The organism is Spirosoma sp. KCTC 42546, from assembly GCF_006965485.1.
GTDB lineage: Bacteria > Bacteroidota > Bacteroidia > Cytophagales > Spirosomataceae > Spirosoma.
Map to the genome: position 1 here is coordinate 3,393,819 of NZ_CP041360.1, position 23,823 is coordinate 3,417,641.

Here is a 23,823-nt window from a genome sequence, read left to right on the forward strand (position 1 = left end):
TTATCCGTTTCTGCCTTCTTCAATAAATCCATAACACAGCATATGGCAAATGGTCATCTGGGCATCTTCAACTCGGCCATAATGCTCATCCTGAATAACAATCGACTCATGGGCGAGATCAGCTAATTGCCCACGTTTAGCACCAACAAGGGCAATGGTAGTTAATCCATTATCATTGGCCCACTGTACCGCTTTGACTACATTGGGGGAATTTCCGCTCACGCTGAGTGTCAATACCAGATCGCCGGGGCGGGCATAGTTCTGGAGCTGACGGAGGAAAATATCTTCGTAAGCGTAATCATTCCCAAGCGCTGTAATCCACGAAACACTTTCGTTGAGCGACGTGCACCGGAACCGCTTGCCCATGATGTCGGACGCACTTTTGCCAAGGTCGGTAATAAAGTGCGATACATTAGACGCACTTCCCCCATTGCCAAAGGCGAATAACTGTCGATCATCTTCCCAACATTTTTTGATAAGATTGATTAACTGTTCTACCTGATCAATGGGGATGGCTTCGTAGGCCGCTTTTTGCTGGTCGAGGTAATTTTTAAAATAAGTTTGGTTCATGGACTTAGGTAATAGGTAATTTGGGGTACAAGGATAGTACGCTATAAGTTGGCCTAAAGGCTATTGCAAATTGTATAAATTAAATAGGAGTGGTCACTAGTTCTAACGCCCCAACTGGTACGGCATCTTCGCCGAGTTTGGCTAGCAGGACAATTGGTGGTGGCTGAAATGATTTCATGACAAAGCGGGGTAAAGCCTGCCGGATTGCTGCGCGTAAAGGCTCTCCAATGAGTGAAATTCCACCGCCTAATACGATGGCATCGGGGTGGAATAGATGGACCACATGGGAGAGTCCCAGGGCAGCTACCGAGCCAATTTGCTCAATTAGCATGCGCGCAACGGGATCACTCGCTTCGTAGGCAGGGTGCAAAAAACGAGCTTCTTTGCCAACAGACCCATTAGCATGAGCTTGCTGGACGGCTAGTTTCAGCGCCGAATCATCGGGCAGTTGCGGGAGTAAGTCGCGAATCTGCTGATCAACAGCCCAGCCGGATATTGTTTGCTCAACTGTTTGCCCAGGTGTTGAATCGCCGGGTGGTACAAGCCAAAGATGACCAATTTCAGCTTCGCCAGGTAAGGCCCCGTGGTAGAGTTGGTTATCTACGATCATGCCACCACCAACGCCACTACCCAGAGTAACGTAAAACACCCGTTTAAAGCCAGTTGCAACACCTCGCCGAGCTTCTCCAAGAGCCGCAACGTTGGCATCATTCTCAATTCGTACGGTAGCTCCTGGTATTTGCTCCTGAAGCCAATTGGCCAACTCAAAGCCTGCCCATCCCGCAATTTGGTGTGACGTAGCAATCTGCCCGGTCTGCCAATTAACCGGTCCACCAAAGCCAACGCCAATTGATTGAGGGGGCTCCGGGAGTTGCCGAATCGTCGTTGCAATTTGAGAAAGAATACCGTCTGCGCCCTGAGATGGGTCAATCATAAAACGAAATCGCTGCGTAATCTGGCCGGTTATATCACCCGTAACCAATTGCAATTTCGTTCCGCCAATTTCAATACCAAGATTCATGCGGCAAAGATAGTTTGTTGTTTCAGGTTTCAATCGGGCCGCTGGTGCATTTATGAACTACCTGAAATCTGAAACAACAAACGTCTACCTTATTGATCAGCCCTTTTTCATCGTAGTCCGGCCCAGGTAGATTTCGTCGCCTTTAAGCGAAATAGTCGTGTAAAAACTGTAGCCATTTTGCACATAACGCATCATGACCTGGTTCGTTTGGCCTGATCGGGCGTAGGCTTTTGTAGCGGCTACCAGAATCTGATCGCCATTGACAATAGCCCTAACGAAAGGTACGTTGTGGGTTTTAATCTGATTCGCGTTGTATTTGTACCAGGTTTGGCCACCATCATAGGAACACTCCGTCGCTTCGTTTAGGTAGGTCTCTTTGCCATTGAAAAGGTCGCCGTGGTGCTTAAATAAACGCCATAGGCCGTGAACATAATGCTCATAGCAAGCGTAGTTCCGGTCGTTGCCAAGGCCTTTCTGGTTTGGATCAGCAGGAGAGGGTAGGTCGGGAGTTAGGTCAATCTGATCGTCCCAGAATAACACCCCGTAGGCCCCCGTAAACCAGTAAAAAATGCCCATACCCTCGGCCACGGCGGGGGGGGCAGCATGCTCTGCTTTGGCACTGTTCGGATGATCGCTCTGGGTATTGAACAGCCATTGCCAGGCAATACGTTTCTTTGGCGATAGTTTCATGTTGACTTCCTGTTCACCTAGCAACGCGGCTAACCAGTGCCGGTCGCCATCGCCCGTATGATTGGTAGAATAGTCGAAATCAGGATATACATAGTACGTACCAGGCATCTGAAAATCGGCATAATCACCAAAGGATTTACCCAGAATGTCATCGGGCATACCCCGTTGGCGACTGGTGGCTGTATGTTTGGCAGGGGTAGTCCAGAGCCACTCGGGCGCGGCTTTATAGTCTTCGGCCCGAGAATAGCCTACGCTGTTATGGAGTACGGGCGCAATGGAGCCAACCAATGTTTGCGCACTGGAATTCTCCTTGATCGTTTTGATCATGTACGTATACAAATTTGCCTGTTCCTGACGGTTGGCTACACTGGCTCCATCATTTTCAATGTCCAGATAAATCAGGCCAAACGTACTTTTCCAGTCTGTTTCCGGGCAGTCGCCAAAGCTCAGGCACCCCCCTCTTAACTCCGAAGAGGCCTGGAACAGGGTATTACGATTAACTCGGGCTGACGCATCGGCACGGTTCGGAATAGCCCGATATAAAGTCTCACTGGCTTTCTCACTATTCTGCGCCCAGGCAAGCCCAAAAGCGTCCCGAAAGTGATTCTGGTAAACTATCCAGGCTCGCTGGCTTTGTTTGAGGGAGCTTTTCCAGCCTTTACCCGGTAAACCATCCTTCCAGATTTCAATGTTCGGAACCATCCGGCTCTGATCCACGGACGAAAAGCCGCGTCGGAAAATTTTCGTTCGATCCTGTTGCACATGCAGGTTACGCCCAGCTCCGCAGAATGTCAGGATTTTGGTAGCAGGCAATGTAAAATCATCCACAACGTCGAGGCTGTAAAAGCCTTTTCTGGTGCTGGGCGTGAACCGGGCACGTGGTGTAGCTGCCAGCGACGTTTGCGGAGGAACAGTTCCCTGCAGTTTTATGGCAACCGGTTCAGGCAAAGTCGTACGCGAAGACCAGTAGCCAGCACCCGCCAAACCAGCCGTTATGCCTAAAATGAGTAACTTCATAGTGGATTTCAAGGAAGTATTGATTTACGAGAAGAGCACCCTGTTGACTGACGCACGAAGGAAATCGTAATTCGAAAATCAATTAGTCAATATAGCGTTTCGTGATCGGCTGATAGGAGTCGATACGCCGGTCGCGGAAGTAGGGCCAGGTCGTTCTGTATTTTTCCGATAGGGCTAAGTCGATGGTTTGCACATGCACCAGTTCCTGATCGTGCGGAGCCAGGTACAATAAAGACCCAAACGGATTAGCGATAAACGAACCACCCCAGAATTTCTGGTCGGCCTCGCGCCCGACCCGGTTAACGGCAACAACATGAACCCCATTGGCGATGGCGTGACTCCGTTGAATGGTTTGCCAGGCGTTATACTGTTCTTCGTTTTGTTTTGGATCGGGTTCATTGGTATCCCAACCAATAGCAGTAGGGTAAACGAGCAATTCGGCACCCATCAGGGCGGTAATGCGGGCTGCTTCGGGATACCACTGATCCCAGCAGATCAGCACCCCAATCCGGGCAAACTTCGTATCGAAAACTTTATAACCGAGGTCGCCGGGGGTGAAGTAAAACTTTTCGTAGTAACCCGGATCATCAGGAATGTGCATCTTTCGATACTTACCCAGATAGGAGCCATCAGCATCCAGAACGGCCGTAGTATTATGATATAACCCCATCGCTCGTTTCTCGAATAAAGAAGCGACAATGACAACTCCCAACTCACCTGCCAACTTCCCCAGGCGGTCGGTCGTTGGGCCGGGTATAGCCTCAGCAAGACTGAAATTGTGATGATCTTCAACATCACAGAAATAAAGCGATGTGAATAATTCCTGCAAACAAACAATCTGAGCGCCTTGCTGGGCTGCTTCGCGAATGCCGCTGATCGCTTTCTGAATATTAGCCTCGACATCTGCCGAGCAACTCATTTGTACTAAACCGATATTGACGTTCTTAGACATAGGGCAAAAGTAGGACGTTCTCTATGAACAGACCCCATTTTCAACAAAAAGGTTATCGGGCGGGTTCAGCCGGAAAAGTTTTTGGGATTACAGTTTAAAGGTTGAAGTTTGTAGTTCAAACGCTAACTAAATGGCCACCCGTCGAACCTTCCTGCATACAACTGCCCTTACGGGCATTGCGACAACACTTTCGCCTAATTCACTTTGGGCAGCTACCAGGCCCGCTAAAGACCGACTTGGGGTAGCGCTTGTGGGACTGGGTTATTACAGTACCGATCTGCTGGCACCTGCCCTGCAAAAAACGAAGAACTGCTACCTGGCCGGTATCGTGACGGGTACGCCCGAAAAGGCCGAGAAATGGAAGAAACAGTATAATATCCCTGATAAGAATATCTATACCTATCAGAATTTCGACCAGATCGCTAGTAATCCCGACATCGATGTTGTTTACGTAGTGCTACCCCCATCCATGCACGAAGAATACGTAGTACGCGCGGCCAAAGCAGGTAAGCACGTCTGGTGCGAGAAACCGATGGCGGTTACAGCAAAGGAATGCCAGAATATGATCGACGCCTGCGCTAAAAATAAGGTGTCGCTGGCAATCGGGTATCGACTTCACCATGAGCCGAATACGCAGGAGTATGTGAAGGGATTACGCGACGGGAAAATTGGTAAAATTCTGATGGTCAGTTGTTCGGCAGGTTATTATGATGCCCGTACGACTCACTGGAAACAGAAAAAGGAAATGGGCGGTGGCGTCATGTACGACATGGGAGTGTATGTACTGCAAGGTGCCCGACTGGCAACAGGAGAGGAACCCATTGCCGTGACGGCCCAGCAGTATACCGCCCGTCCCGACGTCTATAAAAACGGCCTGGATGAAACCTCAATGGCCCAACTCATTTTCCCCAGCGGAGCGCGGGCGGCTGTACAAAGTAGCTACGGGATGAATATGAACTTTTTGAACGTTACCGGCTCAAAAGGCACATTGATGATGGAACCTTACTCGGCTTACAATGGCCAGAAGGGCATATGGAGCAATGGTGGGAAAATTGAACACCCATACGAAGTCCCCTGGCAGCAAACGAAACAAATGGATGACGATGCCGAAGCGATCATGAACAAAAAACCAATGTTGGTACCGGGCGAAGAAGGGCTTCGTGATATCAAAATCGTTGAGGCCATCTACCAGGCTGCCCGAACGGGGCGGGAAGTGAAAATTGGCTAATTTATTTTGTGGTCCGGTAAACTTATCCGGGCTACAGAACCAGGCTGTATTGTAGACTTTTAGACTACTTTTATTTTAGTTGTAGATTGGCAGTGTTTTAGTTGTATTATATAAAGTTGGGGAAGGGGTTTGGCAAGGCGTCGGCTTTTTGCTTATTTCGCCTGTCAACCCCAAATGCCCATGCAACCAGCCGACTTCTCCAGCCTACCCGCCCAACAGCAACTCGACACCCTTTACTTTACTGGCGACATTCTAGCTAACCGCTACGAGGGCGATACTATTTTCCTGCTTTATAATCTTCGTGATTTCTACGTCGAACTCTGTTACGATGCCTATAATAGTAAGCTTCATCAGGTTACCGCATTTCGGGATACGGGCAAATTAGAGCCCTATTTGCCCTATTTGTCAGTAGATTAACAGCCATCCAAAAATTTGACTGGGGTTAGCTCGGTTAATAAGCCCAAACCAGGCTTAAATCCGCAATTTCTGGCGGACCTGATTGAGCCATATGGCCCGGCCTTCGCAATTCCAGTGGGTATCGCTTTTCAGATAAGGTGATGCCGTAGCACGCTTGTAGAAGTCGTAGACGTTGATCGTTGGGACAACTAAGTTTGGATTATTCTGGATTCGCTCGATCAGGTGATTATAGTCCGTACGATTCGTTTCCAGAATAGTCGCTTTATTGGGAATGATAGAGAGGTAAACTTCATCGAAACCTAACTGCCGATACTGCTTCGCTACTGCATTCACGCTGTCGACCAGCACATTGACTTCCTGATCGGTCAGCCCGGAGAATGACGAGACAACTTGTAGGGTTGTATCCGTATCCAGATGGAGGAACACATTCTTTTTATCGTTCGATAGGCTCACCTTTGTATTGGTTCGATCAAACCAGTTGAGTGTTAGAGCAGCTTTAAGTTCTTTAAACCAAAAGGCCCAATCCTGACTAAATAAGGTCGACTCCAGCCGTTCTTCTACATCAGTACGATGGAAGTCATCACTAATACGTTTGCTCAGGGTTGGCTGATTAACTAAGGTGTGGCTGGTATCGTTTTCAACAACAAAATCAGTTACCGGATGGGAAAAGTGTTGTCGGAAATGCCGTTCTACCGATTCAATCAGTAGGATATTTCGCTTGGTTGTATCTAACTGGACCGCTTGCTTATTATCCCACCCAACCCGCTGAAAATGGCTAACATGAAAGTCTTCCTTGTTGAGTCGTTGCGGCTCGGTGAAACTGTCGCCAATGAGGTAAAGATGTGTTGATGCTGTGTCACTTGACAACTTAGCAGGTGGACAAGTCGGGTGGGCTTGTTTAAATTGAGGTAGAGCCGATAGCCGGTATAGATCACCATACCGATAGTCGTCGGCGATTACACCAATTTCATAAAGCCAGTGTGACACAGTACTGGAAAGACCCCCCCCCCATAGTATAAGGGCAAGCAATAAAACAGTATAACGAAGAAAACGCATTTGGTTAACTTTTGTGAAATGAGTGGAGTTGGTGGAGTTAGTGAAATGAGTGGAGCAGCTTGGTCATGACCATTTACTGACTCCACCTACTTAACTGACTTTACTCATTATACCACCTCATCTTAGTCGAATACTAAATAACAGAACGGCTTGCTGCGCGCCACTCAGAATATATAATTCATTGGTGCGCTCGTCGAATTGCAGAGCCACCGGAAAATCACTTGGAATAGGACGTTCTCCAATAATACGACCATTCAGGTCATACAAAGTCGTGAATCCACCCGACTTAACACTAATCAGATCGATACCGGCACCAAGCCGATGATACCGAACGTTGTTTCGCCCCGATTGCAACGCCCGAACATCGAATAACCGTTGTCCGCGCTGATCAAGAATGGTTATTTCAGTATCTGTCGTACGTAGCAGCAACCAATTCGTTTGATCTTCATCCGGGAAAAGCCGGAACGAGCCATTCCGAACTGGGCGATAGAGCTGCGTTCGTTTGGCAATCAGTCCGTTAGTATTTATCGTAAGTAGTTGACCTTCATCGGCAATCGTTTGAATCAACGATTGCCCCGCTGGTAGTAGTGCTGGTCCAACGAACTTAATTTCGGGCTCCTCTTCGTTTGTCCGTTCAATTCGAGCTGGGAAGTGGGGAAACTCGCTTCCATTTTCACGCCAGTAATTCAGTGTGCCATTGGCCTGCATACCCAGAATGTTCATACCAGCTGGCGTGGCTATAACCTGAAACGGTAGTTGGAGCACGCCCTTATTCGGAGCCGTCATGATACGTACAAAGGCCCGACGCTGACGGTCGAGAGCATAAATGTGTCCATCTTCATGAGCGGCTAAGGCAACCAGATTTCGTTGCTGACTACCTCGAGGGCGTGCCAGATACGATGGGTCGATACCATGTGGTAGCGGGATAGCCTGAAGCGCTACTTGTTTACTGATGCGTACGGGATCAGCCACATAGAGTGTCCGGTCAGTCATGAACAAATATTGCAAGCGGCCATTATTCAGGAAGTCGACACCTAAGGCGTTGCTACGAATCGGCCCATCGGTGTTATTCTGTACGAGTTTATCGCCTTCGGGCGTTACCAGCACAAATTGCCCCGCGTTATTCTGAGCATAAAACTGAGCCGAACTGTCGCTGAGATTTCCCGTCACAATGGGGGCTGCAATCAAGGGGGCGTTGAACTCCGTTTTCTTGTGCAACAGTAATTTATTGAGCACCGCCCGACTAGCCCGACGGGTTGTGCGTCCCAGAATTACGGTCGACTGAACGTTTTCGTTGCCGTAGCTGGCCTGGTAGGCCATATTTTCCAGATTAGACAATGCTGTGCTACCAGAAACTGGATCAACCTGATCGAGCAGGTTTTGCCAGGCCAGCGGCCAGGTTGTTGGGACAGTTGTCTGAGCCCGGTTCAGTCGAATAAAAGCTGTAAAATTGGCGGGGCGAAGGGTTGTCGTGAGCAATTCTGCCTGGCGTACGTCCGCTGTCCAGACCGCTCCCCGTTGTAACTGTTGCAGATAATCCTGCATGGTCTCTTCACTATTAGCCACAATCAATGAGGAGCCATGCTGCGTTATCCAGCTTTGCGAAAAACCGGAAAATAAGCTACTGAATAAGGAGGCAGGTAACTCGGGTACGTTCAACTGCAATAGTTTATGGCCCAGATAATCTTTAGGAGGAGTAGGTGTTCTGGCACCTGCCCGATAGGCTATCTGTTGGTAGGCGTTGGCAAGCTGCTTGCCATTTTGGGCTGTCAGAATCAGTATTTGCCGGAGTGAACCGGTTGGTGATTCCATGCGGCTCAATAAAAGATCGCTGCCCAGTGACTGGTAAAGTACCTTGGTATCTGGTTCAATTTGACTGAATCGATCCCGCAAAAAATCACTGGAAGCTGACCCGAGTAGTTTGCTCAACGAACGACCAAAACGGGGTGCATCGCTAATACTGATATGATAAAGAGTAGCAGTTGTTTGCGGAATTAGATTAGCATGCTGAATCCGTTGGGGTGTTTGATTGGCGAATAGCGCTGCTACATCGCGCCGACCGCCAATTTTGTCAACGGCATAGCCAATCAGGTGCGACCGGGAGGCCGATTGCCGGAATTGCAGGTTTAATTCTTCGGGTAAGAATAAACGCACTAGTGACCCCACATTACTAAACAACGACTGGAGTACTTCCGGTCGAACCGACACAACAGCCAGGTGATCGGCATCGACCCGAAAATCAGGCTCTGAGTGCGTCAGTTTGAGCGATTGGTGCATTCGCTTGGCAACGTTCTCGATCAGGATACCGGACACGCTACCCACCAAAAAACCATCTGTCAGGATAAATGAGCCTATTGGTTCATTCATCCGGGAAACAAAGTCCAGAATTTTTTCGCCTGAAAATGTGTGATTCAATACCCGGTACTGACGAGGATCAGGGTTTGTTACCCGGTTCAGAAAGGCCTGATCTTTGTCGGTTAGCGGAATATAAAAAATAAAATCAAGCGTAGTTTTTGAAACCGAATGGAGGGAGTAGCGAATCGTTCGGCCCGAAACAAACCGTAGTACCGTAGCCGAATCAGCGGTTGCATACAGAAATCGGTCGAGACGTTGGCGGGCTTCATCAAAGACCGGAATCTGCCGCAATGACATCTCGGTTCGCAATGACCGGGCTGAAATGGTATCCTGCAGACGGTCGCTGGCCAGTACCATCAACGCGCCCGGCGGAACAAGTGAGCCAACGGAGCGAGTCACTGGAAAGAATTGTCGGTATCCCCACCAGCAAGCCGCTAGCAGAAGCAGTACACCAACTCCAATCCAGAGATTTCGTTTCATAGATAGTTGATACGTGCAGTACGTGCAGTAGGTGGAATAAGGTAACTAAGTGCAGTAAATAAACGACACTCAATTAACGTACTCCACCTACTGCACGTACTCCACTAGTTTACTTTCCCCACATTGCGTTAGCTGTTTCGGGGAAAGGCATGGTTACTTCGGGTACATTGGCCGCTACTCGGTTTGCCCATTCAACACCCTGCATGAGCGAGTGGTCCTGATTACTGACCTCGTATTTCCAGGCACCAAAACGACCTCTTGAGTAGATGCCAAACGGCTCCAACTGAGGCAGAACGGCTTTCAGAATGCCATCCCGCTCTACCGAGGGGGTTGGATAACCGTAATCGAATGCCATGTGGAACGTTGAGATCACATCGTCGGCCGATTCAATCAGCTTATCTTCGATCAGGGCACGAATCGTGTCATCAATCAGCGTTTCCCGGTTAACAGGTTTGGCCGATGACTCGCTCGTTTCGGTCATTAACGACCAGTTCTGCGTGATATCTGGTACGTTGTTAGGGCTATAGTTCGAGAACACCGTTACGCGATAGTAGGGGCTGTTGTATTCTGGAAAATACATCCAGCACATGGTTTTCAGGCTCTCTTTTGGTTTGCCTTTCAGCCCGATTCCCACCACGTTGGTTGATGAATGCTTGAGCCCTTGCGCCGTCTGTACGGTTTCGGAGGAGAGGCCTTCCACCCGTTGCGTGAACAAATCGAGGGGCATGGTGCTCAACAAATTCTCGTACTGAATTTCTTCACCATCGGCCAGCACGATTTTTTTCTCTGACCCGATTACCTTTTCGACGGTAGCATTCAGCTTTACATACTCGCGGCCAACGAGGTCACCAACGGCTTCCCAGATACCACCTGTACCGCCCTGCTTCGGAAATTTAAAGGTGCTATTGGGCCCCCAGGAAAAATCGTCCTGATCGAAAATGATATTCTTGGTAACCCGCTGTAAATCCGTGACGGCCACTCGTTCTCCCACCCAAACAGCATTCATATCTTCGGGGGGATAGGCCCACACTTTGAAGTTGTATGGGAACATGAACGTTTCGGCTAGCCCTGGCCCGAACGTAGCCAGAATCCACTCCCGAAAGTTTGCGGGCTTCTGGTTGGTTGGGAATTTATAATTGTGGATAATGCCTTCCAGGCACTTCCACATCGTTTCAGGGGTCAGGTACTTTATATTGTTCTGAAACGGATAGGGTACAAAGCGATTTTCGATCCAGACCCACGATTCACGTTGGTGACTAAGCCATCCATCTTCGCCCAATGCTTTTAACATCAGGTCGTCGAAGTATTTATAGTGCGAAAATTGAACATGACCACCAACGTCCCAGGTGAATCCTTTTTCGTCCACAAAACTTTTAGACAGACCTCCAATGCGATTTTCTTTCTCTAAAACAATAAAGTCGGTAATACCTAACTCTTTCAGACGATAAGCGGCTCCCAGACCTGTTGGGCCAGAGCCAATAATTACATACTTATACTTCATAAGTTGGAATCAGATGTATGATATAGGATGTAAGATGTATAGTGTATAATAGATGATCCAACCTATATGTTTAATTAGTTGACATCATACACCATACACGCTATATCCTACACCAATCTACGCTGTTACAGGTTCTGGTTTCTTGAGGGCTTTGACTTTACTGCCTAATTCGAAGCGGAATTGAGCGAGTTCTTTGAAACTCTGAATACAAACCTTGAGGAGTTTCCACTTTAAAATAGACACGGTACCCGTTAAGCGTTCTTTGTGGGTTATTGGAATATCGAAGGTATTGAAGCCTGCTTTTTTCGACATTACGGCCAGGAAAATATTGGGAGCAAATGGGGTAGGATCAGGCAACTGAGCCAAAAGCTTTTTCAAAAATGTACCTCGAATTAGCCGGAAGGGAATATTGCTGTCCATGATATACGTTCCATAGATGAACGCAATGCTCCACCGAAGAATCCGGGTAATGATCAAGCGGGCCAGGGCATCGTACCGTTCTTCACGATAGCCCAGAATAAACGGAGATTCGTTACGCTTAGCCCATAATTTACCAAAGTCGTCAGTAATGAACTGGTCATCGCTATCGGTTTGGAAAACGTATTCTGAATCCAGTGCAACTGCCTGTCGATATCCATTGACAACCGCATTTCCATGACCACCATTAACCTGATGGACCACCATCAGTTTTGGGTAACGATCTTTAATTTGGTCCAGGATAGCACCCGTTTTATCGCGCGAGCCGTCATTAACGACGATCAGGCGGGTGTTTTCAGTTGGAAACTGACGGGTCAACAAATCGGTCCACTGTTTTACAACAGTTTCGATCACTTCTTCTTCATTGTAAGCCGGCATTACAATTGACAGCAGGAGGCTCATTCAGTGTACTTTAGGAGGTTGGCTAGGCGCCCAGCGCTCGCCAACAGGTTTGAAATAAGTTGGACCAACTACTAGTGCCAACGGGATTAGGTATTCTTATCAATACTGCAAATATAGGAAATTGTTAACGGCTAACGGTCTCGATGGCACATGACATTAGCAAGCGGTTAGCATTCCCGGATGCCCCTTGACTCTACGAATTAATACGAAAATTTATCTTTCAGTGCATTAATTGGTTTTTCAATGAGGTGCCAGGAGACCACAGCGATTAAGAGAGTCAGGAAGAAAAAAAACGAAAATTGAAAAAAATACGAGCTGTTCAAAAACGGAAGCTGGTTGGTAAGCCAGTTCCAGGATCGTACGGTAAAATGCGTCGGTTTGGTATGATATACATTGAAGACGAAGTTGTGATAGAGATATAAGCCGTAGCTGATACGACCCAAATATTGGCTGACAGGGTTTTCGAGTACCCATTGCATTAGTCCACCAAATCCCAGGATAGCCCGGCCAATCAGGAAAAAACCAAATAATGAAGCTGCCAACCGTTCCCATACATCAGACATGATATTATGGTAACCCCTGGGCGAATCAATTGAAATCCAGTTATTTAATACGCCTACTGCTATAAAACCTATTAAGCTTAACCAAACCCAGCTAGTTGGTGTGAAGAATCGAACGAACCGTTCTCGCTGATAGAGCCAGCCGTAGGCCATAAGCGCCCCTAACCCAAATGAATCTAAGCAAGTAGGCGTTGATACGTACCCAATAAACCAGGGTAGATGAGCGCGGTATAATACATAACGCAGACCAACGCTACCAACAATCATGCAGAGTGCGGTTACGGGCACGTACCGACGTGGGATAATAAATAATAATAAAGGCAGAAAAAGATAGACCTGCTCTTCGACAGCCAGCGACCAGAGGTGATCGACGGTGCCCATCCAGGTATGGTAAAACGCAATATAAATGTTTGTGGCGTACAGTGCCAGCCAGCCAAATTTTTGCCGAACCGGTGGTTCGTTGACTAGTGCCAGTATAAATAAAGTTAGGTAATAGACCGGGAAGATTCGGATGGTTCGGCGGATGTAAAATGTTTTCAGGTATTTCGACAGGCCGCCATTGGGTTGGTTGCTGAGTTTGTCTTTGCTGGAAAGCAGAATGCGGGTAATCAGGAAACCACTTAGTACAAAGAATATTGTAACGCCTAAGGCTCCTAACGCACCCACTGGTAATTCGATACGCTCCATTGTCCAGTGGTCAAATAACACTAGGGCAACCGCAATAAACCGAACCCCGTCTAATTGGATAAGGTGGGTCAGCGTTGGGCGTGTGGGTGTACTTATTGGGGTGTTTGTTTGCATAATTTACATCATTACTTACCAGTTCTTCGCTGCTGTCGTAACGGGTGGGCCTTCCGATTCGATCGTCTGATTCGTAGGGGAGAGATTCGCTTTCCCATCCGAAAAGGTCAGAATAAAAAGCTGATAACTACCTGCGTCCAGATCGGCAGAAGATATACTCGTTCGGAATCCTGTTGTAAACAAGTTCGCGGGACGGATGATTGCTTTTCGGATTGATTGTTGATTTTGCCGGACCGGAAATAAATAGGTTCGTTTTGACGACCGCGCCACTATATAGGCTCCCGCATCACCCAATCCCTGGGCAGGCGTAGTCGTGTTTTGTAGATCGTACCCGCCCGCTTGTTTAGCGATCTGAAGACTAACGAGTGGTGGTTGGGCAGGTTCATAAATCGTTGCCAGGGCCGAGTCGTAGAAGCCAGGTGATAAATCAATGTAGCGATTGGTTGTGGAGTCGATGCTGGGTGTGGGACTGTTGCCGGGATGGGTCCAGTTAAATTGACTAGTAAGCAAGTACTGTCGTAGCCAGATGGTGTCGCTCAGATAGGTCAGGTAAGAACTCCACATCAGGCTGATGCTGAATAATAGTCCTAAAGCCAGTATCCATTTTTTTGCTGATTGCTGAATCTCACCGACGATGTAAGTGTATACCAGAGCCATCAACAGCAATGAATAGAGCTTATAACGACTGGTAATGAGTGTATTAATCCCAAACCCTGCTCTTGTCCAGGCTACAATCACGCCTGTACCAACTAAAAAAGCTGCGGTACCCAGAAAGAAATAATCGAAAGGGGACAGGGTTCTACGACTTAGCCATTTACGCAGAATGTATAAACAGATAGCCAGAACGATGAGTAAGATCAGTCCACCAAACAACATACAGTTACCAATAACTGGACGTATGGGCAACGCTTCGGCAGCCGATCCAATAAAAGCTAACCAGCCCCCAATCAACTCAGTGATAGAACCTTTGGCAGGAGGGTTACCAGGCGGGCTTTTGTAATGCAGAAAATAGAGCGGAATCGAAATGAGCGTACTTAAACTCCAGAAAATTAATGGCTTACGCTTTTGCCGATCCTTAAGTACAAGCTGTAAAAGCAATAGCGCGAAGCCAATGGGCCAGACAAGCAATCCATTACCACTGGTTAAGGTAGCTGCCAGCGCAACTAGTAACGCAGGACCAATTTTTTGAGTAAAGGCGAGCAGATAAATGGCCCAAACGATCCAGAGGATTACCGTGAAGTTCTGTAGAGCGGCCATGCCCCAATACATATTCTCCCACTGAGATAGGTTTAGCAGCAGAAAGGCAACAGGAGGGAGGTAAACCAGGCAATCGGCCAGATTGGGAGAGGGCCTATACTTCAGCCCTCGTTGCGTAACTGAATGACCTATTGCCAGCCCGAAAATAGCAATCAACCCCAGGAGGCTCATGTTGCCAATCACCATTAAATGGCGGTAATTGAACTTGCCAAACAGATGGAAATCAAACCAGGTTATGATGCGGTCATAAACGATTCGGTGCTCATTATGCTGTCGGAAAAGCTCATAAAGCTTTCCCGAAACGGATGTTTCCTTATCCAGATTGAACAAAAATGCTCGTAGAACATGATCGTCCCACTTAGGTACATTCACCGCATAGCTTGCCCATACATACCAAAACACGAAGACCGGAATCAGAATCAGAAACGCAGCTACCCATAGATCGAAGGGTTTGTAGCGAGTCTGGTGTGATTGCCGGGTATTGGATAGCGTAACCAAGGGATAACGGATAAAATGTCTAATTCGTGAAGGAGGCTAATTGCCGGGCAATAGTGGCCGGGTCTAATCCCGATAGTTGCTGGTGGTATTTCTGATCGCCGTACAGGCCATTCGGATAGCCCTGTGCCGAAAGGCTCACAAACCGGCTGGGCATGACCCCATCTGCCAGCAATTTGACAGATAGCTGTTGGGCGAGACCACCGACCGATACGTGCTCTTCAACGACCAGCAGCGGTTTCCCTGCCCAGCGGTGTGCTAAATCGGAAGGCAGATCAAGAGGGAGATTGGTTGCCGTAAACACATCGAATTGACCTGTCAACAGCTCGTCTTTAAGCGCTGTCAATACATTGGCTGCCACAGGGCCTAACGCCACAACCGTTCCAATGGAAGCTGGGCTTTTAACAATGTGTTTAAACGAACCATAGGTTTTGGCTCCATCGGGCGTGTTCGGACCTGCGCCTAAGCGCAAATAGGTTGGGCGGCCTTCAGCTACAATCTGATCCAGCATTGGCGCTACTTCGTCGGCAAAGGCCGGGATGTAGGTATTCACATTTTGCAGGCTACTCAGGCAGGCCAGATCCTCAATGGCGTGGTGCGTACTACCCATGATGCCGTAGCCATACCCTCCGCCATTGCCGACCAAAAACACCGGCATTTTGTGTAGACACACATCGTTTCGAAACTGCTCAAGGCATCGATACACGACAAAGGGGGCAATACTGTAACAGAATACTTTATAGCCTTTATAGGCCATACCAGCAGCTACACCAACCATATTCTGTTCGGCAACGCCCGCATTGATGAAGCGGGGACCCAACGCATCGACCACGTTTTCGAGGGCGGCATACCCCAAATCGCCCGTGATAAAAACTACTTTATCGTCTTCGCGCCCGATTTTCTCGATGGCGGCTGAAAATTCTTTACGCATACTATTTTTGACAGTGGTAAAACCGTCTACTAGTAAATTAAAATAGTGTCAGGATTGATTTCCATATAAAATGAATCCTCCTGATCCAATTTCTTAATTAATACTAACTGATTTTCGAATAATGCTAGCAAACGATCATTGGTAATATTGCCTAGACATACCCGAATCAGTTTACGGGGCGATTTTTTCAATAAATAAGCGTTTCGAAAATCAGTGTCTTTGGTGATGACAATATAATCGTTCTGATCAGCATACTGAGTTATGGCCGAGTCAGGGGTAGATGAACCGTTTAATATCTGATTGACGTGAACAGAATCATGTCCATGCGCTGCTAAAATTTAGACTAGCGAATTGGCATATGAACGTCGCAGATAAATTTCATTAGGCCGCTGCTGATATCTGCCCAGATAAAAGGATTCGGGCATAGTTCAGGCTGGCAATGATGTTTTCCCGCTCCAGTTCAGGATGATCGATAAGTATATCATTAATCGTCATGCCCGATCCTAATAAATCGAGCACGACTTCAACTGGCCATCGCATTCCTCTTATACAAGGCTTTCCATGACAGACGGCAGGGTCAACTGTTATACGATTGAGTAGTGTCATACTGGCCAATATTGTTCACACAAATTTACTTACTTTTTCGTTGCTCGATCATCGTACTGATTTCAGCCGCCGTTTTATAAGTCCGATCTCCCTTGCGAACCATCGTTCGGATAAATTTCGGACGTTTTTTGGTCTCCTCAAATATCTTACTGATATACTCGCCTAAAAACGAAATACCCAACAAATTGATACCACCGAAAAACATGACCAGAATAATAACGGTCGATAACCCATAGGGAGTGTTTGGGTCGAAGTTGAAAAGTCGGGAAATGATCTGCCAGACAATACCCAGCATGGACAAGCCCGTCAGCACAAAACCCGCGTAGGTCATCAACTCAAGTGGCGCAAAGCTGAATGAGAAAATGGCTTTCTTAGCCCACCAGATATTCTTGGTCCAGTTGTTGGTTGAAATGCCAAACATCCGTTCCGGACGTACATAGTCTACCCCTGTTTGTTTGAATCCTACCCACGCCCGAAGTCCCCGCAGGAATTGCTCCGTTTCGGGCAAATTGACCAGCTCGCGCACCACCTTCCGGTCAATGATCGAAAAGTCACCCGCATCGACCGGGATATTGATGTACGCTGTCCGTTTGAAGAGCCGGTAAAACTGTTTATAAAAAAAGTGCACGTGAGGAGGCATTTCACGTTGCACCCGAACGCCATATACCACATCGAATCCCTGTTGCCACTTTTCGTAAAACTTCGGAATCACTTCGGGCGGGTCCTGCAAATCACCATCCATCAACACGACAGCATCGCCCGTTGCGATTTCCATACCACTCAGAAAAGCCGATTGAGATCCAAAATTCCGCGAATGTTTAATCGCAATTACGTTCGGGTCTTTGGCGCAAATTTCGTTCAACACCTCATCTGTATTATCGGGCGAGTTATCGTTCACGAAAATGATTTCGTAGCGCACCTTCATTTCATTGAAGGTTTTTACCAACCGCTCGTACATGTACGGAATTGCCTGTGCGTCTTTGTAACAGGCAATAATGGGTGATATAACCGGGTTGAGCGTAGGCGTTTGAAAGGCCGGGATAACCCGGCTCTCATACTGGTGCGCAATCTGCCAGTCGGCGGTTTGGCGAAGGCCGTCGCTGAGTGAGGTCGTAGCTTTCCAGCCCAGATCGGTTTCGGCAGCAGTCGGATCGCCATACCAGTCGGAGAGGTCCCAGTTGCGGTTCGTCATACTCCCCCAAACGGGTTCCTGCGTCAGCCCAAAGGTTTGCCGGGCTACATCGACCAACTCGCGCATAGTGGTTTTTTGTCCCGTTGCGATGTTGTACGACCGGCCCCGAATGCTGGCATTGACTCGCAGAGCCGCCTGCACAAAAGCATTGATACAATCGTCCACATACACAAAGTCGCGGCTGATATCGGGCGATACAAGCGGAGGCAGTTGTCCTTTCCGGTTCTCTTCTACAAGCCTGGGGATAAGCCGGTCAGGCTCTTCCCAACCCCCATAAATGGAGTAAAGACGTAGATTAAGCGTGTTCAGTTTATGAACTTTCGCGTAGTACTCAAGCGTATAAGCCGCTGATACTTTCGAAACAGCATAGTGACTATTAGGCTCTACCCGATCGGTTTCTTTGGGGGCAGTGCAGTTGAAGCCATACTCTGAACTGCTCCCGGCATGGATATAGACCATATCGGATGTGCAGTTTTCAAGAATGTTGACCGTACCTAGTACGTTTGTCTCATAGGTGAGGCCAACATTTTTCTGCTTGCTGTAGGCACCATAGGCTGCCAGATTGAAAATCGTTTTTGGTTTAATTTTACCAAAAACATCCTGTACCGATGTATTGGACAAAATATCGCAGTGAACGATATTTTCGGCGGGTACATCCAGAAGCTTAAGCCGCCAGGCTTTGGTGGCATCGTGGGTCAGCGCGTACACATCCTTGCGGACGCGGAAGAGTTGTTCAAATAGGTTGGCGCCGATGAAGCCACTGGCTCCAAAAACGACGATGGGACCATTGAGTTGGGTACTATCAGTAGGTAGCAAATTGGGGGCAGACTGATTCATTCAGGCCGCAAATTACGGCAAAAGACGGATATGCCCGCTTTACCAGGCAGTTTTATAGGTAACGGTAATTGACTAATAGCTACACGCCGACAACGTGACCGGATAGATAGCGCTCGTTTACATCAGCATATGCCTGCTCATATTGTGCTTCGGTCATTGGGAGGTAGTGCCATTCCAGCCGGTTTTCCATGTAGGATACGCCCTTCCCTTTAACCGTTCTGGCAATCACTAGTTTAGGCTTCCCATTTGGCGTAGCTGTCAGTTGGTCAATCGTTTCCAGTAGTTCCGAAACGTTATGCCCATCGACAACTATCGTTTCAAAGCCGATAGCGTTCCAGGTTTGAACATCGGCCGTATCGCCCAGTACATTTGCCGTCTGACCAAAACCCTGTAAACCGTTTTTGTCGATTAGCACAATCAGGTTATCCAACTCATGCTGAATGGCAAAGTGAGCCGCTTCCCAGGTTGTTCCTTCATTTGTTTCCCCATCCGACATAAGAACAAAGACGCGTGAATCGTCTCCTATGAGCTTACCCGCCTGCGCCATGCCCGTACCAATGGGTAATCCATGTCCCAGTGAACCCGTAGCAAACGGAATGCCTGCATGCTGATTGGGTGCTGGATGGGCGGGCAGGGTAGTACCATTTAGGTAATAAGTTGCTAGTGTCTCGTCCGAAATCTCCCCCAGATGGTTCAGGCACGCGTAAAGTGAGGCTGCCGCGTGCCCCTTTGAAAGCAAAAAGGTATCCTGTTCCCGTTTACGAAGCACTAGTGTGGCTATCATCAGGTCTACACAACTGAGTGAGCAACCGATATGACCGGCATGAGCCTGGTTATAGAGGCTTAGTATTTTGAGCCTGAGTTGCCCCTGGAGCGTTTGCAGATCAGTTTGTTCGGTTGTTGAAGTCATGATTGTTAAGTAAATGGATACTGAAGAATGTACAATGAATAATGCCTCCCGGAGAACCCCTATTCATTGTACATTCTTCAGTATCCATTATTTGTTGTTAATCGCCGTAGCGATAGGTACTGCCTTTGAAATCAAAAATAGTGATTTTTTTATCCGAATGCCCTTTCACCAGCACAATCTGGTCGCGTTCGTTTGGATCGACCCGCTGAATGAATTGAGCATCTTTGGGTAGATAAACATTGACTAACTGTGCATCGAAGAGCGAAACAGGGGAGAATGTTCGGTCATTTTTCTCCGAGAAGATAATGCGCTTTTTATTCGGATAAAGGATCGTATCGCCAGGGGTGTAAAGTCGTTTCAATTGTTGTGCGGATGCCCAATAGGGATTGGCAATTCGTGGGGTACCAAAGAGCGTGTATTTTGCGGCAGTATCGGCGTAAATACCGCCCAGTAGCTGGACAATATGGCCTGCCTGAATCAGTAAGACGGCTGCAATTGGCAGGCTGAACCACCAGCGCGTTTTGCTTAGCTGAAGTAGTCCCATGCCTACTAAAATACAGACGTAGGGAAACGAAAACCCAGAATACCGTTGGGTGATACCATACGTATGCCCGGAGCGCCAGGCCATAAACAACAGAAAAAGCGTAGGTACAAAAGCCAATAAGAGCAGGAGAACGACAAAACGCTTCTGTAGGGAATCCGTTTGGCTTAAGGCATACCGGCCAATCAGGTAAATGAATGGAATAGAAATCGACAATACTAACAGCCGTATGGGTAGTATAGTATAAAGCGGCAAACCTGCCAGTAGTAATAATGGGATCGCAACATAAACCCAAACGGGTGGTTTGGCTATCAGAAAATACCGATGCATCACCAGGGTTGCTATAATGCCTAAACCTATGGCCAGCAGCGCGTTTCGAATACTACTCAACACGGCGGTCATGCCGTTGGTGACGATAAATAAATCTGAAAAAACGGGAACGGCCCGAACCGCAATGTTCGGAATTGTGGCGGGGAGAATGATGCCGAAACCATTGTTTAGTGGATTGGTAAGCGCCAGATTCCGATAAAAATTCTTCTGCTCTTCCAAGATATAAAACGTGTAGGTGCCGCCCCCATACTGAAACCATAATGAAATCAACCCGAGTCCTATAATAGCTGTTATGCCCAGCGATACCCATGCCCGACCGTTTCGGAGATAAAAAAGTGCGTAAAGACCATGGCAAAGAAATACGGTAACGGTTAAATAATGGGAAAGCACCGCCGTTACAAAAACAAGTCCATAAGCCAGGTAGAGCCCAAGCGGAGAACGTCCCGATGAAGAACGAACGCGTTCCTGAATCAGTAGAAAAATATGGGTAGCCAGCAACGTCAGAAAGAACGTCATGGAATAATTCCGGGCAATGTGGCTATAGGATACAAAAAAGGGTTCGATTGTAGCAATTGCGGCACTCGTGAGCGCCAGGCTATCGGACAAAGCAAGAAATCTGGATTGATCTGAGCTGGTAGTTCGCTGATCTGGCCGGAAGTGCCGACGCACAAAAACGAATAGCAGTAAGACAATCAGCGTACTGAAAATAACCGAAGGCATTCGGAGCGATGTGTCACTTAAACCAAACACCTTTAGCCAAAGCCACAGCACACCGTAGTAAGCCGGGCTATTACCAATATCTCCCCGGATATTGGCTTCTATGAAGTCATGAATGGTTTTGGGCTTCCAGAATTCAGCAGGTGTAAAGTACGGCTTGTTGAAAACATCTTTCTGATTCGCCCCTTCGAGGCAAACTCCCTGACTGATGAGAAGTGTCGATTTTTCATCGAAATAAATGCCATACGTACCAACTCGGTACAGGCGAAGGCCCAGGGCAAGTACCAGTAAGGCACTTAATAAAAGCAGGCTATTGCGGGATAATGGAACAGACATTGGGCCAAAACTACGCGCAAAATCCGGGTTCTCATAGTTTCAGGATTGTGAATTCTACGCGCCGGTTCTGTTTACGCTTCTCTTCGGTTTCGTTGCTGGCAATGGGTTTGCTGGGTCCCCACGCCTTTGTTTGGATACGTGTTTCTGGAATTCCTTTACTGGTCAGATACCCTTTTACAACCCGAACGCGATCTTCGGAAAGCTTCATATTGGGCTCCCAATCGCCCTGATTGTCCGTATGACCTTCAATCAGCAATTCCATAGTTGGGTATTTTTCAAGCATAGACACGACCTGGTCCAGCTCTGAATTTGCGCCCGGGAGCAAGGTAAACTGGCTCTGTTGAAACAGTACCTCACGCATCACAATTTTTTGCCCGGGTTCAATTTTAACCAGATACAAATTGCGCCGGATATCCCGAAATCGTTTGTCTTTGCTTAGATCGATGGTTTCAGTTGTTGTAAAATAGCCTTCTTTTTTAGCCTTCAGGTTATAGACTTTCTGAGTGGGAAGAATCATCTTGTACTCGCCCGTTTCTGGACTATAATCTACTTTGGCTATTTCTTTGTCATCGCCGAATAAACCGGATGCTACTTCTGAGGCTACCGGTTTTTTGCTCTGGGCATCTAACACCTGTCCCGAAATAATGGCAACGGGATCGGGCTTAATGGCTGGGTATAGTTTTAACCGAAAAATGTCATCCTCACCCAATGAGCCTGCCCGCGAACTCAGATACGCAAAATCGCCCGAGGCTGGAATGGTGAAGTAGCCATCCCACTCAGCCGTATTAATGGCTGGACCAAGGTTTTCAGGCTCGCTCCAGTTTCCCCAGGATTCATCCTGCCGACGGCTGACGAAAATATCGCCATTTCCGAAGCCAGGATGTCCGGCCGACGTAAAATAAAGTGTTCGGCCATCTGCAGCCAGAAAAGGAGAGCTTTCAAATTCGGCTGTATTGACAACACCCCCTAAAGAAACCGGTTCCGACCAGGTATTATCCGATTTCTGAAGTGACACGTAGAGGTCACGATTGCCTCGGGTATCCTTTCGTTGAACTGCCAGAATAATGGCTTTCCCATCGGGGGAGACACAAAACTCCAGTTGATTTTTTTCGTGCAGGTTGTAATTGTTTGCAATTCGGCATTCAACGGGTTGCGACCAGCCGGCTTTGGTTCGGATGGATTTAGAAATACCAAACGACATACCACCATCGGGCCGATACACATTAATGAGGTACGCAGTCCGTCCATCAGGCGCCATACCACTAATGGCATTATCGCCGGTATTGTTGATGGGAGGGCCAATATTAATGGCTTCACTCCAGCTAGCCGGGTTGCCATTTGAGGCTGACTCAAGCGTAGAGTACCAGACGTCCTGTCGGTCCGGGGCACCCATATTCGCTTTATTGAAATTTCGGGTAAAATAAAGGGTCCGGCCATCGGGCGAAATGACAGGAGCTACTTCCTGGCCAGGTGAATTAACGGTTTTACCGAGGTTCTCCTTTTGAATGTCCTTGGGCGTATTTTTCGAAACGTTGATGCCAACCGTAATCGGTTTTGTATCCTCTGAAATACCAATTGCATCAATCTGATTCATGCCCTTCAGGGCAGCTCCATTTAATACAACCTTAATTTGGGCACAAAGGTAGGCCGAATCTTTTGGGAAAATCCGTAGGAGCGGGTCCTGGCGTGGCTGAACGCTGGCTGCCTGATAAACAGAATGCTCCTTTCCTTTCTCGTCAATTACGAGGACGTTGACAACCGCACCCGGATTTACGTTTTCTGCTATAATGATTTGCCGTGCCTGTATTGGTCTTTCAAAGCCTACCTGTATCCATTCATCAGCCGTACCATCGGCATAAAAAGGGGCCCAGGCACATGGGCTTTCGCCCATTTCGGGAATTTTACTGGGCCGGCCAAGGGCCTGTGAGGCTTTATATTGTTCGCCAGTGGGTTCGCCTTTCTTTTCTGACGATACGCCAACCACACGACTGGCCCATTGGATTGGGTTTCGTTCGGTGGTGGGTGCATCGTTACGGCTGGCAGTTCGCTGTGGCGCGTCAGGCGACTGCGCTTTGCTGACCGAACTGGCCATTACAACCAATATACCCGCCAAAATGCTCCAAACTCGCATATATAGATGAAAC

The 23,823-nt window shown here is 47.9% G+C and carries 19 protein-coding genes; 2 read left to right on the forward strand and 17 right to left on the reverse strand.

Annotated features, from left to right (window positions below):
• From EXU85_RS13845 to EXU85_RS13860, 4 genes are all read right to left on the reverse strand, one after another.
• Positions 1 to 570 (reverse strand): SIS domain-containing protein, encoded by a 570-nt coding sequence (locus EXU85_RS13845; RefSeq protein WP_142772648.1) that lies wholly within the window; start codon positions 568 to 570, stop codon positions 1 to 3.
• 79 nt (positions 571 to 649) lie between these two features.
• Positions 650 to 1,591: an ROK family protein gene (locus EXU85_RS13850; protein ID WP_142772649.1), complete on the reverse strand. Its 942-nt coding sequence runs from the start codon at positions 1,589 to 1,591 to the stop codon at positions 650 to 652.
• Positions 1,592 to 1,687: 96 nt separating this feature from the next.
• Positions 1,688 to 3,298: a hypothetical protein gene (locus EXU85_RS13855; protein WP_142772650.1), complete on the reverse strand. Its 1,611-nt coding sequence runs from the start codon at positions 3,296 to 3,298 to the stop codon at positions 1,688 to 1,690.
• Positions 3,299 to 3,380: 82 nt separating this feature from the next.
• Positions 3,381 to 4,250: a carbon-nitrogen hydrolase gene (locus EXU85_RS13860; RefSeq protein ID WP_142772651.1), complete on the reverse strand. Its 870-nt coding sequence runs from the start codon at positions 4,248 to 4,250 to the stop codon at positions 3,381 to 3,383.
• Positions 4,251 to 4,380: 130 nt separating this feature from the next.
• Between EXU85_RS13860 and EXU85_RS13865 the strand changes: the two genes are divergently transcribed.
• Positions 4,381 to 5,478, forward strand: coding sequence for a Gfo/Idh/MocA family protein (locus EXU85_RS13865; protein ID WP_142772652.1), 1,098 nt, complete (start codon positions 4,381 to 4,383; stop codon positions 5,476 to 5,478).
• 180 nt (positions 5,479 to 5,658) lie between these two features.
• The gene (locus tag EXU85_RS13870) at positions 5,659 to 5,895 is read left to right on the forward strand and encodes a hypothetical protein (RefSeq protein ID WP_142772653.1); all 237 of its coding nucleotides are present in this window, start codon (positions 5,659 to 5,661) and stop codon (positions 5,893 to 5,895) included.
• Positions 5,896 to 5,949: 54 nt separating this feature from the next.
• Here EXU85_RS13870 and EXU85_RS13875 read toward each other — a convergent pair whose 3' ends face one another.
• From EXU85_RS13875 to EXU85_RS13930, 13 genes are all read right to left on the reverse strand, one after another.
• Positions 5,950 to 6,951: a hypothetical protein gene (locus EXU85_RS13875; protein ID WP_142772654.1), complete on the reverse strand. Its 1,002-nt coding sequence runs from the start codon at positions 6,949 to 6,951 to the stop codon at positions 5,950 to 5,952.
• A 117-nt stretch (positions 6,952 to 7,068) separates the two neighbouring features.
• Positions 7,069 to 9,786 (reverse strand): hypothetical protein, encoded by a 2,718-nt coding sequence (locus EXU85_RS13880; protein ID WP_142772655.1) that lies wholly within the window; start codon positions 9,784 to 9,786, stop codon positions 7,069 to 7,071.
• A gap of 109 nt (positions 9,787 to 9,895) precedes the next feature.
• Positions 9,896 to 11,287 carry an NAD(P)/FAD-dependent oxidoreductase gene (locus EXU85_RS13885; RefSeq protein WP_142772656.1) on the reverse strand — a complete coding sequence of 464 codons (1,392 nt, stop codon included), beginning with the start codon at positions 11,285 to 11,287 and terminating at the stop codon, positions 9,896 to 9,898.
• A gap of 117 nt (positions 11,288 to 11,404) precedes the next feature.
• Positions 11,405 to 12,166 carry a glycosyltransferase family 2 protein gene (locus EXU85_RS13890; protein ID WP_142772657.1) on the reverse strand — a complete coding sequence of 254 codons (762 nt, stop codon included), beginning with the start codon at positions 12,164 to 12,166 and terminating at the stop codon, positions 11,405 to 11,407.
• Between the two features lie 200 nt (positions 12,167 to 12,366).
• The gene (locus EXU85_RS13895) at positions 12,367 to 13,527 is read right to left on the reverse strand and encodes an acyltransferase (RefSeq protein ID WP_142772658.1); all 1,161 of its coding nucleotides are present in this window, start codon (positions 13,525 to 13,527) and stop codon (positions 12,367 to 12,369) included.
• Between the two features lie 15 nt (positions 13,528 to 13,542).
• Entirely contained in the window at positions 13,543 to 15,282 is a 1,740-nt protein-coding gene (locus EXU85_RS13900; RefSeq protein WP_142772659.1) for a hypothetical protein, read from the reverse strand.
• A 19-nt stretch (positions 15,283 to 15,301) separates the two neighbouring features.
• A complete protein-coding gene (locus tag EXU85_RS13905; protein WP_142772660.1) occupies positions 15,302 to 16,210 on the reverse strand; it encodes a transketolase in 909 nt (302 codons plus the stop codon).
• A gap of 29 nt (positions 16,211 to 16,239) precedes the next feature.
• Positions 16,240 to 16,548, reverse strand: a complete 309-nt coding sequence (locus EXU85_RS36150; RefSeq protein ID WP_168207931.1) for a DUF5615 family PIN-like protein — start codon at positions 16,546 to 16,548, stop codon at positions 16,240 to 16,242.
• Positions 16,549 to 16,591: 43 nt separating this feature from the next.
• Positions 16,592 to 16,750, reverse strand: a complete 159-nt coding sequence (locus EXU85_RS13910) for a DUF433 domain-containing protein (protein WP_371732010.1) — start codon at positions 16,748 to 16,750, stop codon at positions 16,592 to 16,594.
• Positions 16,751 to 16,841: 91 nt separating this feature from the next.
• Positions 16,842 to 18,845 (reverse strand): NAD-dependent epimerase/dehydratase family protein, encoded by a 2,004-nt coding sequence (locus EXU85_RS13915; RefSeq protein WP_142772662.1) that lies wholly within the window; start codon positions 18,843 to 18,845, stop codon positions 16,842 to 16,844.
• Between the two features lie 79 nt (positions 18,846 to 18,924).
• Positions 18,925 to 19,755: a transketolase gene (locus tag EXU85_RS13920; protein WP_142772663.1), complete on the reverse strand. Its 831-nt coding sequence runs from the start codon at positions 19,753 to 19,755 to the stop codon at positions 18,925 to 18,927.
• A 97-nt stretch (positions 19,756 to 19,852) separates the two neighbouring features.
• Complete coding sequence (locus EXU85_RS13925) at positions 19,853 to 21,679, reverse strand: hypothetical protein (RefSeq protein WP_142772664.1); 1,827 nt, start codon at positions 21,677 to 21,679, stop codon at positions 19,853 to 19,855.
• Between the two features lie 31 nt (positions 21,680 to 21,710).
• Positions 21,711 to 23,810 (reverse strand): OmpA family protein, encoded by a 2,100-nt coding sequence (locus tag EXU85_RS13930; RefSeq protein WP_142772665.1) that lies wholly within the window; start codon positions 23,808 to 23,810, stop codon positions 21,711 to 21,713.
• Positions 23,811 to 23,823: the final 13 nt, after the last annotated feature.

Bases quoted from the DNA above. Each gene is read 5' to 3' on its own strand.
- EXU85_RS13875 (WP_142772654.1), bottom strand. From the start codon at position 6,951: ATGCGTTTTCTTCGTTATACTGTTTTATTGCTTGCCCTTATACTATGG.
- EXU85_RS13890 (WP_142772657.1), bottom strand. From the start codon at position 12,166: ATGAGCCTCCTGCTGTCAATTGTAATGCCGGCTTACAATGAAGAAGAA.
- EXU85_RS13885 (WP_142772656.1), bottom strand. From the start codon at position 11,287: ATGAAGTATAAGTATGTAATTATTGGCTCTGGCCCAACAGGTCTGGGA.
- EXU85_RS13905 (WP_142772660.1), bottom strand. From the start codon at position 16,210: ATGCGTAAAGAATTTTCAGCCGCCATCGAGAAAATCGGGCGCGAAGAC.
- EXU85_RS13855 (WP_142772650.1), bottom strand. From the start codon at position 3,298: ATGAAGTTACTCATTTTAGGCATAACGGCTGGTTTGGCGGGTGCTGGC.
- EXU85_RS13895 (WP_142772658.1), bottom strand. From the start codon at position 13,527: ATGCAAACAAACACCCCAATAAGTACACCCACACGCCCAACGCTGACC.
- EXU85_RS13920 (WP_142772663.1), bottom strand. From the start codon at position 19,755: ATGACTTCAACAACCGAACAAACTGATCTGCAAACGCTCCAGGGGCAA.
- EXU85_RS13910 (WP_371732010.1), bottom strand. From the start codon at position 16,750: ATGCGATGGCCAGTTGAAGTCGTGCTCGATTTATTAGGATCGGGCATG.
- EXU85_RS13850 (WP_142772649.1), bottom strand. From the start codon at position 1,591: ATGAATCTTGGTATTGAAATTGGCGGAACGAAATTGCAATTGGTTACG.
- EXU85_RS13930 (WP_142772665.1), bottom strand. From the start codon at position 23,810: ATGCGAGTTTGGAGCATTTTGGCGGGTATATTGGTTGTAATGGCCAGT.
- EXU85_RS13870 (WP_142772653.1), top strand. From the start codon at position 5,659: ATGCAACCAGCCGACTTCTCCAGCCTACCCGCCCAACAGCAACTCGAC.
- EXU85_RS13925 (WP_142772664.1), bottom strand. From the start codon at position 21,679: ATGTCTGTTCCATTATCCCGCAATAGCCTGCTTTTATTAAGTGCCTTA.
- EXU85_RS13865 (WP_142772652.1), top strand. From the start codon at position 4,381: ATGGCCACCCGTCGAACCTTCCTGCATACAACTGCCCTTACGGGCATT.
- EXU85_RS13915 (WP_142772662.1), bottom strand. From the start codon at position 18,845: ATGAATCAGTCTGCCCCCAATTTGCTACCTACTGATAGTACCCAACTC.
- EXU85_RS13860 (WP_142772651.1), bottom strand. From the start codon at position 4,250: ATGTCTAAGAACGTCAATATCGGTTTAGTACAAATGAGTTGCTCGGCA.
- EXU85_RS13880 (WP_142772655.1), bottom strand. From the start codon at position 9,786: ATGAAACGAAATCTCTGGATTGGAGTTGGTGTACTGCTTCTGCTAGCG.
- EXU85_RS13845 (WP_142772648.1), bottom strand. From the start codon at position 570: ATGAACCAAACTTATTTTAAAAATTACCTCGACCAGCAAAAAGCGGCC.